10 protein-coding genes are annotated in these 14,000 nt (G+C 54.9%); 6 read left to right on the forward strand and 4 right to left on the reverse strand.

The features are described 5' to 3' along the window. Window positions 1-83: 83 nt before the first annotated feature. A complete protein-coding gene (locus M0651_RS05265; protein WP_248550794.1) occupies window positions 84-1,007 on the reverse strand; it encodes a PadR family transcriptional regulator in 924 nt (307 codons plus the stop codon). A 371-nt stretch (window positions 1,008-1,378) separates the two neighbouring features. Then, a complete protein-coding gene (locus M0651_RS05270; protein ID WP_248550795.1) occupies window positions 1,379-2,056 on the reverse strand; it encodes a histidine phosphatase family protein in 678 nt (225 codons plus the stop codon). Window positions 2,057-2,170: 114 nt separating this feature from the next. On the opposite strand from M0651_RS05270, the gene M0651_RS05275 reads away from it, so the two are divergent. Continuing rightward, window positions 2,171-2,788, forward strand: coding sequence for a TetR/AcrR family transcriptional regulator (locus M0651_RS05275; protein ID WP_248550796.1), 618 nt, complete (start codon window positions 2,171-2,173; stop codon window positions 2,786-2,788). A gap of 283 nt (window positions 2,789-3,071) precedes the next feature. Next, window positions 3,072-3,716, forward strand: coding sequence for a peroxiredoxin-like family protein (locus M0651_RS05280; protein WP_248550797.1), 645 nt, complete (start codon window positions 3,072-3,074; stop codon window positions 3,714-3,716). Here M0651_RS05280 and M0651_RS05285 read toward each other — a convergent pair. Further along, the gene (locus M0651_RS05285) at window positions 3,664-5,601 is read right to left on the reverse strand and encodes a heavy metal translocating P-type ATPase (RefSeq protein ID WP_248550798.1); all 1,938 of its coding nucleotides are present in this window, start codon (window positions 5,599-5,601) and stop codon (window positions 3,664-3,666) included. The genes M0651_RS05280 and M0651_RS05285 overlap by 53 nt on opposite strands. Then, window positions 5,585-5,824, reverse strand: coding sequence for a heavy-metal-associated domain-containing protein (locus M0651_RS05290; protein ID WP_248550799.1), 240 nt, complete (start codon window positions 5,822-5,824; stop codon window positions 5,585-5,587). Before M0651_RS05290 ends, M0651_RS05285 begins: the two co-directional genes overlap by 17 nt. 1,186 nt (window positions 5,825-7,010) lie before the next feature. Between M0651_RS05290 and M0651_RS05295 the strand changes: the two genes are divergently transcribed. The 4 genes from M0651_RS05295 to M0651_RS05310 all read left to right on the forward strand — a co-directional run bounded on the left by M0651_RS05295 (window position 7,011) and on the right by M0651_RS05310 (window position 13,988). Further along, window positions 7,011-8,264: a saccharopine dehydrogenase family protein gene (locus M0651_RS05295; protein WP_059041383.1), complete on the forward strand. Its 1,254-nt coding sequence runs from the start codon at window positions 7,011-7,013 to the stop codon at window positions 8,262-8,264. Between the two features lies 1 nt (window position 8,265). Continuing rightward, window positions 8,266-9,393, forward strand: a complete 1,128-nt coding sequence (nspC, locus tag M0651_RS05300) for a carboxynorspermidine decarboxylase (protein WP_248550800.1) — start codon at window positions 8,266-8,268, stop codon at window positions 9,391-9,393. 278 nt (window positions 9,394-9,671) lie between these two features. Further along, window positions 9,672-13,613, forward strand: a complete 3,942-nt coding sequence (locus tag M0651_RS05305; protein WP_282577787.1) for a carbohydrate-binding protein — start codon at window positions 9,672-9,674, stop codon at window positions 13,611-13,613. Between the two features lie 129 nt (window positions 13,614-13,742). Beyond that, window positions 13,743-13,988: a spore gernimation protein GerQ gene (locus M0651_RS05310; protein WP_248550802.1), complete on the forward strand. Its 246-nt coding sequence runs from the start codon at window positions 13,743-13,745 to the stop codon at window positions 13,986-13,988. The last annotated feature ends 12 nt before the right edge of the window (window positions 13,989-14,000 follow it).

A 14,000-nucleotide genomic window follows, 5' to 3' on the forward strand; every position in this document is an offset into this window, starting at 1 on the left:
CGCATTGTCCATAAGCAAATTATACCATTCCCAGGACATGCATCACCAGCGACGCTCACTTGGGAGGGAGTACACGCCCTTTCTTATTCTCCCGCCAACCAATCCTCCGCTTCTACTTGGCTGGCAAACACCCGGAACATGTTACCTCGATTGGACTCGGCGAGCAGCTCCTTCATCCGGCCTTTAATTAGGCTCCCTTCGACGACAACAATCGCGGCTCGAAGTGAAAAGTTCACGAATTTCTGCAGAATTTCACCGGCTAATCCCGTTCTCAAATTGAAAAAATCCTCAGACAACGTCTCGGCATGAATGACGAGCCGTCCGGCGTTGTGCTCGATGCACACCTCGATCAGGCCAATAGCATCCTTGCCGTTGGAGATCGGCGGTTCGGCCGAGGTTACGACGACGATGGTTTGGTTGTTTTTTTCCACAAGTTGATAGTTCATGGTATGGTTCTCCCCTTCCTTCGGATGACGGATTCCCAGGTCTTCGCGCAGTTGGCGGATCCAATCGAGTTCGCTCCGGTATTGCTCCAGAACACGGCCGTGGACTTGATCCCATAGATAGGCTTCGCGGGTCGTGCGGCGAGGTGAAAACTCCCCCCGGCGCAGCTTCTCCTCCTCCACGGCGATCTGCAGGTAAATCTCCTGCTCATACCCCGTAAGGAGTGCGTTCAACTCGCTTGGACCCAGCGAATCCGCCCAGGCCAGGCGCACAAGGAAGGTGTTTTTGAACTCCGGTAGCTCCGGCGGAGACAGCACCCAAGCCTTCAGCTCTTCCCGCCCGGCGTCGGTGATCGTATAGATCTTCTTCGACGGGGCGCTGTCCTGATGGTGCACCTCGTTGGTCACCCAGCCCTCCTCCAGCAGCTCTACCAACGCCTTATAAATCTGATTGTTGTTGCCCGACCAGGGCATGAATGGCGAGTCCTGGATGATTTTCTTCAAATCATAGCCGGTAAGAGACCGGGCACTCAGCATCCCAAGAATCGCGTAGTTGATCGACATCCGACTCACTCCTGTTTTCTTTAACCTATGTTAATAGTAACATATGTTTTCGTAAACACAAGTTCTGATATGTAGGCAGAGCGGAAATAGGGCAATGGGGAATAGGCCCCCTCCGCTAACGGACAGGAGAGCCGTTATTTATACGAAGAGGTTCGACTCCACAATCTTACGGACTCCACGGACCTTATTGGATACGAATTGATGTGAATTTAGCTAAAGTCACCGAAATAAGGTCACTCCCGTCCGTAAGCCCGAGAAATCCCCGGGAAATGGGACAATAAGGTCTTTACGTTCCGTTAGCGGAAGGCTGCCTTGTTAAAAAAAGCCTCAGGTCGCCTCAATGGCGGCCTGAAGCTTTTGCGAGGTGCGCCCTACCGGGCCGGCAGGCTGGCCCAAGCGTCCAGCGGGACGCGGGCCACAATGTCGTAGCCCTGCCCCCGGCCGCGCGGGTACACGATGACCGCTCCCATCTCGGGGAGCGGTCCAAACCCGACGCCCGGCGGGAAGCTGTGGGCGACGATCACGCGGTTGGCGCCGGCCGGAGGCGGCTCCTCCAGCAGCGCGTCCAGCGCGCGCAAGGCCGCCTCCCGCTCCGCGGGCGCTGCCGCCCCGCCGGGGGCGCCCAGCCGCGCAAGCCCGAGCAGCGCCGGTACGGCCTGCACCCGGGCGGGGCCAAAGGCCAGCGCGGCGGACTCCCGCGTCCGGCACAGCGGGCTGGCCAGCACCGGCGTCGCCACCGGGACGACCCGCGCCCGCAGCGCGTCGCCGAACTGGCGCGCCTGGCCGCGTCCGACGGCGGACAAATTGCGCTGCGTCGCGCAGTCCTCCGGCTGCAGCCCAGGCCGGTCCTCGCCGACGTGGGCCTCCCCATGCCGGACGTAGATCACATAGCCTCCCTGGCGCAGCGCTGCCAACAGCGAGGCGGAGAGGCCCTCCGGCCGAGAAGCCTCTACGCTACCCGCCTCGAACGAAAGCGAGAACACCAATAAGGCAAGCAATATCACCGATCTCCCTATGAGACCAATATGATGCTTTGCTCCAAGTTTCATCTACTTAACCCCTTTCGCATCACGTCATTTCTCACCTAGTCTGTACCAGAAAGGTAGCATTCATTTCTGGATGGGTAACTCCATTTTTGGTATACTAAGTCCATGATGAACACGATGACAACAATCAACTCGGAACAGAAGCTCACGAAAAAGGGAAAAGAAACACGCAGCCGCATCGTCGCGGCCGCCGCCGGACTGATGTTCGAACGCGGCGTTGCCGGAACGAGTGTGGAGGATGTCCAGAAGGAAGCCAAGGTCAGCTCTTCGCAGCTCTATCACTACTTCAAAGAGAAGCGAGAGCTGGTGCAGGCCGTCATTCTCTTCCAGACGGAGCAGGTGTTGGGTGCACAAGAGCCTTTACTGAGCCACTTGGACAGCATGGAAGCTCTTCAAACCTGGCGCGACGCCATCATTCAGCTGCAGGTTGACCGAGAGTATCAGGGCGGCTGCCCGATCGGTTCGCTGGCCAGCGAGCTTGCGGACATGGAACCGGCAGCCCGCACGGCGCTTGCCGCGGGCTTCCTGCAGTGGGAGCAGGCGATCAGCCAAGGGCTTCGCGCGATGCATGCACGCGGGGAAATGCGCGCTGATGCCGACCCGGACCGGCTGGCGCTGGCGCTGTTAACCGCGCTGCAGGGCGGCCTGCTGATGACGCAGGTCCGCAAGGATATTTGCGCGCTAGAAGCCGTGCTCGACGCGATGTTGGAGCATATCCGCTCCTATCTCGTATGAGAAGAGACAACCTGGGTATATGCCTAGAGTCCGCCACAGCAAAGGAGGTAAATTCACGTTTTGATGACCCCGCAACCGGCGGTAAACGCCGGGTTGCGGGTTTTTTGCGTGCTTTGGGAGGGAGGCTAATCCTCTTTTGCGAAAATGGAGTTGACAATCCAAAAAAATTTAAATAAAATGAGATCAGCTTAAAAATGGAGTAATTACTCCAAAATAGAACGAACGGAAGTCCCCACCGTACAGCGGACGGGCCGCCGTATCTACCTAAATGAGGTGTATAAAGATGACTTTCACTCAAACCCTGGATCAAATGAAACAAGAGTTTATGGCAAATACTCCGGCCGATGTCTACAACGAATTGTTCCGTCTTATTCATGGGCAACGGCAAGCGGGCAAGGCGTTTGGTCTATCGGAAGGCCAGAAAGCAAAAGACTTTACCTTAAACAACTCGCTGGGGCAAGCCGTGAATCTGTATGACGAACTATCCCAAGGTCCGGTTGTGTTGACCTTCTATCGCGGTGGCTGGTGCCCCTTCTGCAACATGCAGCTGCGCTCGTACCAGAAGGTACTGCCCCAAATCGAGGTCATCGGCGGCCGCTTGATCGCCGTCAGCCCGCAAAGTCCCGACAATACGCTGACCCAGCAGGAGAAGGAAGAGCTCCAATTCCAGGTGCTTAGCGATACGAACGGATTAACTGCGGCGGCTTATAACATCCTGTACGACGTACCGGACTACATCCAAGACATCTTCCTGAACAAGTTTCACCTAGATCTGGCTGAATACAATGCTACGAACCGCTGGATCCTGCCCATTACCTCCACGTTTATGATCGATGAATCGGGTATCATCCGCTCCGCCTATGTCGAGCCGGATTTCATGAAACGCCCTGATCCGGAGGACATCCTGGAACAGCTAAGACGCCTGTAATTGCCTGGGGTTCTGCGTCCCGCCCCTTATTCCGCCCGGAGCTGCGTCCGCGCCGCGTCAAGCGAAGGGCGTTCAGAATCACTAGCAGCACGCTGAATTCGTGAATAAACATGCCTGAGGCCAGATAAATACGTTCGGTTAATACGCCCGCCAGCAACAGAACCACGACCGCCACCGCAAACGAAACGTTTTGCTTCATATTGCGGACCGTGCGCTTCGCCAGTTGGCGGGCGTAAACCATTTTATCCAGCCGATCCGTCATGATGACGGCATCCGCCGTCTCAATCGCAACGTCTGTTCCTGTCCCTCCCATCGCCATCCCGATATCAGCGGCGGCGATGGCCGGGGCGTCGTTGATGCCATCACCCAGCATAGCAACGCGGTATCCCTGACGCTTCCATTCTTGGATGTACGCCACTTTATCGGCCGGTAGCAGCCCCGCGTAAACCTGGTCGACTCCCACCCGATCCGCGACGTGCTGGGCAGCATGCCGATTGTCGCCGGTCAACATGAACACCCTCTTTACTCCCTGCCGCTTAAGTCCCCGGATCGCTTCCTGCGCTTCAGGCCGCACAGGGTCGGTGATGGCGATCATGCCGATTAATGTCTTGTCGATCGCCACAAACACGACGGTATAGCCTTGCTTCTCTTGACGTTCTTCTCCCCCCAGTGCCTCTTCATTTATAGCGACGCCTAACTGGTCCAACCATTCCCGCTTCCCGATCCGTACCGTCTTCCCGCCAACCGTTCCGCTAATCCCGTTCCCTTTGTGCACTTCCACCTGCTCCGGCCGCTCGGCGGACTCCCATTGCCGCTCCTTCGCGGCGTTCATTATAGCCTGGCCAAGCGGATGCTCGGATGCGGACTCAACCGTGGCGGCCAGCGTCAACAGCTCGCGTTCCTGCGTAATGCCATAGGTGTGCACCGCAACCACGCCCGGTCTTCCTTCCGTCAACGTCCCTGTCTTGTCGAACACGATGACATTCGCTTTTGCTAGATTTTCGAGAACTTCTCCGCCCTTGACCAGCAATCCGTTGGCGGCTCCGTTCCCGAGTCCGGCCACCATGGACACGGGAGCAGAAATCACCAGTGCGCCAGGACAAGCGATCACCAGAAACGTGAGTGCCAGCTCCGGATTCCAAGAAATCACGTAAACCAGAACTGCCAGTACCAGCATGCCTGGCGTATAGTAGGAGGCGAATTTATCGAGGAACTTCTGCGTCTTTGCTTTGGATTCCTGGGCTTCTTCGACAAGCTCGATGATTTTAGCAAAGGTCGTGTCTTCTCCCACTTGCTCCGCGATGACTTCAAGGTAACCGGTATCCACAGTTGTTCCGCTGAAAACGCGGTCGTGAACCTGCTTGGTGACGGGAACCGGCTCCCCGGTAATCGCTGCCTCATTTACGAGTGCCTGACCGGAGGCCACTTGTCCGTCGACCGCGATCTTGCTGCCCGAAGGCAAAAGCACCCGCTCTCCCCGCACCACTTCGGACGCGAGCACCTTGACCTGAGCGCCGTCCCGCAGCACAACGGCTTCCGCCGGGGCCAAATCGACCAGCGCTTTCAAGGCGGAACGCGTCTTGCCCAGCGTAATCGCTTCGAGGTACGCTCCCAGCCGGAACAAGAAGGCTACTGCGGCCGCCTCGACGTATTCGCCCAGGATCACCGCTCCGATCATCGCGATCGTCACCAACAACTCAATGCTGAAGGCGCGCATGCGGAGCGATTGAAATACCTTAACCGCGATCGTCCATCCGGATATCGCAGACGCCAGCAGCAGCGCCCCATTCTGCGCAACCTCCCAATTCAGCAGGTGGAGCCCACCCGCCAGGAGCAGAAGCAGCCCCGACGTCAACAACGCCGCCGCTTTACGAGGTTTGGCCATCGCCGCGCCCTCCTCCCGCGACCACCGGATAACCCAGCTTCGCCATAGCGTTTCGCAGCTGCTCCTCCTGCACCTGATTCTCGTCGAACGCGACCTTAACTTGGCTGGAGTGGAACAACACTTTAGCTTCCTGTACCCCCGGCTGTTTCGTCAGCACGGTTTCGATTTTCTTAATGCAGCTTGGGCAGGTTAATTCTTCGACTTTCCATTTTACGTTGATCATTTGGCATATCCCCTTTCGGTTATCGATGGCTTCATCGTAACCTGGATGCCGAGAGGTTTCCTTGATTCGCGTCAAGTCGGGATTGAGGATGTGCGACAGGGGTTGCGGGGGTTGCGCGGGTTGCGGGGGTTGCGGGGGGGTTACTGGGTTTCGGGTTCGACTGGGTGCGATAGGGTGTGACGGAATGAGCCTAGTCGTGTAACGCTTGTGACAAATGCTATTCGTGCCAAAATTGAGGGGTTTCACATATAACGCTTGCCAGGAACACTATTGGGTCACTTTCCCGTGTTCCGCAGTGTATTTTCCGTCCATAAGCTCGCTGACAAGTGTTAGAACGCCAGCCCCCCAATTTTTTGCCCAATAAAACTCGTGGCAAGCGTTAGCGCAGACGGATGGGCAGAAGGACACTTAGACGAACGGGCAGACGGACGGGGAGATGGATTAGCAATCTGACAGCACGAGCAGCCAACGCAGACGGACCGCGGTCGTATGAACACTCCGAGAACGCAAACGAACGAGCGCACCAGACTAGCCATCAGACAACAAACAAACGAACAATCAAACAACGCAAACAGACAGCAAACCGTCAACACCTTCCCCCGCGCCGAACAGACGAACTGGCCACGTAAAGCACCATAAAATTCAAGAAAAATTTATTTTAAATTAGCTATTGCCGTCCGAAACAGTTCCTGCTAATATAAAGGAGCATGATTTTTGGAAAGGTTGTATTCAATATATCGCGAGTCTTTCCAAGCAGATAATTTTTGACCACTTTCCTACAAGAGAGTTAAGGCCATACGGACAGCCGGGTCAAATGCCGATTGGCAACTTAGTTGCCTTATTGATTGAGTTAAAAGCTCAAATTTTATAAGTTGGTTACTTTACAACCAGTGCATATGCACATCAACTTGTGAAACGGTCAATAAGAGTGGTAAAGGCGAATTATTTGCTAAATAGACTCTGATCAAAGCATGATATATTGAATATTAAGACTTCCACTACGTGCGTTCGTGCGATGGTTTCGTACGGCGATGCAGACGGGCGTTCGTCCGTCGTTATGGAGCTTTTCTTAATATTGACTATATCAGAAGCAAGTGATGATGCGCAGGTACGCGTATGTTCACTTGCTTTTTTTACGTTTCACGCCCGCTATGCCAAAATTCGAAGAAGGTTAGGAGATGGAAAAATGGGAAAAGCACTGATCATCGGCTGCGGCGGCGTCGCTGCTGTAGCCATCCACAAATGTGTTCAAAACAGCGAGGTTTTTGAGGAAATCTGTATTGCCAGCCGCACCAAGTCGAAATGTGACGCACTGAAAGCGAAGCTGGACGGCGGTAAGACTAAAATCACGACGGCACAAGTTGACGCCAACAACGTTGATGAGCTGATCGCGTTGATCAACGAAGTTAAACCGGACGTGGTGATGAACCTGGCTCTGCCGTATCAGGATTTGACGATCATGGATGCCTGCCTGGCGACCAAGACCAACTACATGGATACAGCAAACTATGAGCCGGAAGATACCGCGAAATTTGAATACAAGTGGCAATGGGAGTACCGCGAGCGCTTCGAGCAAGCCGGCATCACCGCACTGCTGGGCAGCGGCTTTGACCCAGGCGTAACCGGTGTATTTTCCGCGTATGCCCTGAAGCACCACTTTGACGAAATCGAGTACATCGACATCCTTGACTGCAACGCGGGCGATCATGGCTATCCGTTTGCGACGAACTTCAACCCGGAGATCAACATCCGTGAAGTATCCGCGAAGGGCAGCTACTGGGAGAACGGCGAATGGATCGAAACCGAACCTATGGAGATCAAACGCGTCTACAACTTCCCGGAAATCGGGGAAAAGGATATGTACCTGCTGCACCATGAGGAAATCGAATCCCTGGCCCTTAACATTCCAGGCATTAAACGGATCCGCTTCTTCATGACGTTTGGTCAAAGCTACCTGACACACCTGAAATGCCTTGAAAACGTCGGCATGACCTCGATCGAGCCGATCGAATTCGAAGGCAAGCAAATCGTGCCGCTGCAGTTCCTGAAAGCCGTACTGCCGGATCCATCTTCCCTTGGACCGCGTACGAAAGGCAAAACGAACATCGGTTGTATTTTTAAAGGCAAAAAAGACGGTAAAGATAAGCTGTACTATGTATATAACGTGTGCGACCACGAAGAATGCTACAAAGAAGTCGGCTCCCAAGCCGTAGCTTACACGACCGGCGTTCCGGCAATGATCGGCGCGATGATGCTGATGAACGGCACTTGGAACAAACCGGGCGTATACAACATCGAAGAGTTCGATCCGGATCCATTCATGGATGCGCTGAACAAATGGGGTCTGCCTTGGCAAGAAAGCTTCAATCCGGAGCTGGTAGACGCGTTCCCGGAAGAGGAGACCTCCGCAGAGCGCAAAGAAACGGAGTACGTTAGATAATATGCGCTTCGAGGAACTGCCAACACCTTGTTATGTGGTCGATGAGAAACTTTTGGAACAAAACCTGAAGATCATGAGCGGCATCATGGAGCGGACGGGCGCGAAGATTATTTTGGCGCAAAAAGCATTTTCGATGTACACCACTTATCCGCTGATCGGTCAGTATTTGAGCGGGACGGCATCCAGCGGCCTGTTCGAAGCCCGGCTCGGTCACGAGGCGATGGGCAAGGAGAATCACGTCTTTGCCCCGGCCTACCGGGACGATCAGATGGATGAAATCATCGAGCTCTGCGACCATGTGATCTTCAACTCGTTCTCCCAAGTGGAGAAGTATCGCGATCGGGTACTGGCGGCCGGCAAAAAAATCGGTCTGCGCATCAACCCGGAGTGCTCCACGCAGGTGGGGCATGATATCTACAACCCTTGCGCCGTCGGATCGCGGTTTGGCGTGACGATCGAGAATTTCCGTCCGGAACAGCTGGATGGCGTGTCTGGCCTTCATTTTCATACCTTGTGCCAGCAGAACTCAGACGATTTGGCGACCACGCTGGATGCGATCGAAGAGAAGTTCGGAACGTGGCTGCCGCAAATGGAATGGATCAATTTCGGCGGCGGCCACCACATCACCCGGGAAGACTACGATATTCCGTTGCTGGAAGCGTGCATTCGGCGGATGCAGGACAAATACGGTTTAGAAGTGTATCTGGAACCGGGCGAAGCCGTGGCGCTGAACGCCGGTTACCTGATCACGACCGTGCTGGATACAATGAAGAACGGCATGGACATCGCCATTGTGGATGCCTCGGCATCCTGCCATATGCCGGACGTGCTCGAGATGCCGTACCGTCCGCCGCTGTTTGGTTCGGGCGAAGCCGGCGAGAAGCCGTATACCTACCGGCTGGGCGGGCCAACCTGCTTGTCCGGGGACAATATCGGCGACTACTCGTTCGACGAGCCGCTGAAGCCCGGCGACCGTCTGGTGTTCGGCGACATGGCGATTTACTCGATGGTGAAGAACACCACCTTCAACGGGATGCCGCTGCCAGCGCTTGTGCTGCAGCATAAGGACGGCGACTGTGAAATCCTGCATGAGTTTGGGTATGAAGATTTTAAAATGCGGTTGGCGTAAACATTTCGCTTGTACTTAAAGGGACTGCCCCGGTCTAGTTTGACCGCCGGGCGGTCTCTTTTATTTTGAACAACCATAATCCTGCACACCATTCCCATAGAAATACACCTTTATTTGGAAATCCAGCCTGATTTATGATGAGGATGCGGTACCTATACCAATTAGGGGGAATGGGGGGAATGCGTCTTTTTCTGATATCGCTTACATTGGTATTTTTATTCTGAAAGGAGAATGAAATCGTGAAAAGCCAAAGACGTATCATCGCCTGGATTTGTGTCATGACCTTGTTCGCCGCAACATTCTTCAGTTCGGCAGGGTGGACCGCACCTGTGCTCGCGGCAGGCGGGTCAAATCTGGCCGCAGGCAAGACTGCGGCGGAATCCGGCCACGCCGACGTGTACGCCGCTTCGAACGTGACCGATGGGAATGCCGGAACGTATTGGGAAAGTACGAATAACGCTTTTCCAGGGTGGGTACAGGTTGACCTCGGCGGCGCAGTTCAGATCGATCAAGTTGTCCTGAAGCTGCCGTCCGACTGGGAGAGTCGCTCACAGACTTTGTCCGTGCAAGGAAGTACAAACGGCTCTAGCTTCACCGATTTGAAGGCTTCGGCCAGCTATACGTTTGATCCAAACGCCGCCAATACGGTGACGATCAACTTTACGGCCGCCAGCACGCGATACGTGCGAATTCAGATCACGGCGAATACCGCCTGGCCGGCAGGCCAACTCTCTGAAGTAGAGGTATACGGCGCATCCCCGGCTGCACCTTCCACGATTCCGGGCAAGATAGAAGCGGAAAACTTCAGTACGATGAACGGTATCCAGACGGAACCTACCTCGGATACGGGCGGCGGACTGAACGTCGGCTGGATTCATGTCGGGGATTGGCTGGATTTTAACGTTAACATCCTTAACGCAGGAACCTATACTGTGGAGTATAGAGTAGCGAGTAATACGGGAACAGGTGCAATCCAGTTGCAATCTAGCGGGACGACATTAGCTACGACTACGGTGCCGAACACCGGCGGCTGGCAAAATTGGCAGACCGTGACTGCTAGCGTCCCGTTAAGCGCCGGTTCACAAACCCTTCGCGTCTATGCCAGTGGGTACGACTTCAATCTCAATTGGATTGGGTTTACTTTAGGGAACAATGGCGTTGATACCCAGCCGCCAACCGCTCCGGCCAATCTGGCGTTTACGCAACCGACACCGGGTTCCATAAAACTGACCTGGAGCGCCGCAACTGATAACGTGGGCGTAGTTGGATACGACGTCTACGCCAACGGTCAGCTTCGCGGCAGCGTCAACGGATCGGCGTTGACCTATACCGATGCGCAACCCACCAATGTTACCGTGACCTATTCCGTCGTTGCCAAGGATGCGGCCGGCAATGCGTCAGCACCAAGCAATACCGTAACGCGGACCGGATCGGGAGGAGGAGACGGATCCAATCTCGCCATTGGCAAGACGATGACGGCTTCCTCATCGACGTTCACATTCGTCGCGGCGAATGCCAATGATAACGATACAACCACCTATTGGGAAGGTAACGGCCACCCGAGCACGCTCACCGCGGATCTAGGCGCCAACGCCAACATCACGTCGATTGTCCTCAAGCTGAACCCTTCCAGCGAATGGGCGACACGCACTCAAACGATTCAAGTGCTGGGGCATGACCAAAATTCGACGACCTTTACGAACCTGGTCTCGGCGACTTCTTATACCTTCAATCCAGCTTCACAAAACACCGTCACGATTCCAGTCAACGCTACGGTTAGTCAAGTACAACTGCGATTTACAGCCAATTCCGGCGCACCGGGCGGACAAGTGGCCGAGTTCCAGATCTTCGGTACGCCTGCGCCGAATCCGGATCTGACGGTGACCGGCATCTCCTGGTCGCCAGCATCACCAGATGAGACGCAAGCCGTCACGCTGAGCGCTGCTGTCCGTAATGCGGGTACCGTTGCTTCGACCGCGACGAATGTCAATTTCTACTTGGGCAACACCCTTGTCGGCACGGCTTCTGTTGGTGCACTTGCTCCTGGGGCTACGGCTAATGTCTCCGCAACGATCGAAGCGAAGGAAGCCGGTTCTTACTCCGTCACCGCCAAGGTGGATGAGAGCAATGCCGTCATCGAAACCAACGATGCGAACAATAGCTACACCCACGGTTCGCCGCTGACGATTGGCCAGGTGCAAAGCTCCGACCTGATCGCGACCGCGGCATGGACGCCATCGAATCCAAGCGCAGGCAACACCGTCACTTTTACCGTTAATCTGAAGAACCAAGGGACGATCGCTTCGGCGGGCGGTGCGCACGCCATCACGTTGGATCTGAAGAATGGCTCGGGGACGACCGTGCAGACGTTTAACGGCTCGTACAGCGGGTCTCTTGCGCCGGGAGCATCGGCTAACGTTACCCTGGGGACTTGGACCGCGGTAAACGGCAGCTACACGGTGACGACGACTGTCGCAGCAGATGCGAACGAAGTCGCCGTCAAGCGGAATAACAATACTGGGACAGCCAGCTTATATTCCGGACGGGGCGCCAACATGCCGTTCACCGTTCTGGAAGCCGAAGCCTCCTCGAACAGCACCAACGGCACGAAGCTGGCACCGAACTTTACGCCGGGCGACTTCGCCGGCGAAGCCTCGGGACGCTCGGCCGTTCAATTGGATGCTGCGGGAGAATACGTAGAATTTACGTTATCCTCGCCGGCGAATGCTTTCGTATTACGTAACGCCGTTGCCGAGAATACTACGGGCACGGTCAGCATTTACGCGAACGGCGTGGACAAAGGCAATTTTACCGTAACCTCCAAGTTCTCTTACCTATACGCAACGCCTACCACACTTGGACGACTCGGCTATGATAACTCGGGCTCTAAGGCTTACTGGTTGTACGAGGATTCCCAGCTCTTGCTCGACCAAGTCTATCCGGCAGGAACCAAGATCAAGATCCAGAAGGACGCCGGGGATGTCCCATGGATTTACGTAGACATGATTGAAACGGAGAATGTTGCCCCGCCGGCAACCAACCCGGATCCAAGCAAATACGTTCAGGTGTCGAGCACAAAATCGATTGAGCAAGCGCTGAACGAATTCCGTCAAGATTCGTCCAAGAAGGGGATCTTCATCCCCGCAGGGGAGTGGACGATCTCGTCCAAGATCTTCTTGTACGGCCGGGCGACGGAGATCATCGGGGCAGGCCCTTGGCACACCAAACTGGTTGCTCCGCAAGACCAAACAAACACCGACGTCGGATTCAATATCAGCTCCGCCGCCAACGGCTCGACCATCAAGAACCTGTCCGCCTGGGGCAACTACATCTACCGTCAGGATGGCCCCGGCAAATTCATCGACGGCAACGGTATGCAGAATGTGACCGTAGAGAATGTCTGGGCGGAACATTTCGTCTGCTTGTATTGGGGGGTAAATTCCTCGTACAATACGTTCAAAAACAATCGAATCAAGAACATGTTCGCAGACGGCATCAACATGACTAACGGCTCTTCCTACAATGTGATCGACAACAACTATGCCCGCGGTACCGGCGACGACTCGTTTGCGTTGTTTAGCGCGATTGACGCCGGAGGCTCTTACAATGTGGGCAACAAATACACCAACCTCACCGCCGTCAACGTACGCCGCGCCGCCGCTTTTGCTGTGTACGGCGGCCAGAACAACCTGTTCCAGAACCTCTACGGGGCCGATACGCTCACTTATCCGGGCGTTACGATCAGCAGCCTAAGCTTCGGATACAATACGCTGGGCTTCGGCGATCAGGACACCGTGATTGACGGCGTCACGCTGGACCGCACCGGCGGTGACTTCTGGACCAGTGTCGGTGCTGACGACAAAATCAACGATTACCAAAACTTCGGTGCGATCTGGTTCTATGGCGGCGACCGGGATTTCAAGAACATCGTAGTGAAGAACGTGGACATTAATCATCCGGTTTATTTCGGCCTGATGTTCCAATCCAAATCACCGGAGAATCTGCCGATGCAGAATGTTCGGCTGGAGAACATTACGATCAATAACCCGACTCGTTATGGCATCAAACTGGTCGTCAGAGCTGAAGACGGCCAGGGGCCAGCTGTTGGCGAAGCCCACTTCACCAATGTGAAGGTGAACAACCCCGGGGTTACGGCCATCTATGGCGAGAACCAATCGCCGAACTTCCACATCATCCGGGGATTGGGGAATAACTGGTGATCCCGATTTAACAACTATAAAGGCGGTGCCGGTCTATGATCGGTGCCGTCTTTTTTACGATCCATTCCCAGCATAACTCTCCAGTCCCAGGGCAAGCTATCCTTTAAAAACAGGAGGTTCGCCCGTCCCATGAATAAGCAAGCTTTAGCCCCCCATGAATCGGTAGATCTTCATGAAATCCTCAATTTCAAGACGTTGTGCTTGGCGAAATCCAAATTGATGCAAGGCCTCGTCTTCGATCAAGAGCTCAAGGACTTGATGCAAAAAGACGTGGAGCAAACCCTTCAAGCCCTTCAGGATCTACAGGCCTTGTATAGCCAGGTTCCTTTCCAAGCTCCCGTTCCCGAAAGCCGGCCCGAGCCGATTATCCAATAGAAGGAGTGCCGA

The organism is Paenibacillus mellifer (assembly GCF_023195895.1).
In the GTDB taxonomy this organism is placed as follows: domain Bacteria; phylum Bacillota; class Bacilli; order Paenibacillales; family Paenibacillaceae; genus Fontibacillus; species Fontibacillus mellifer.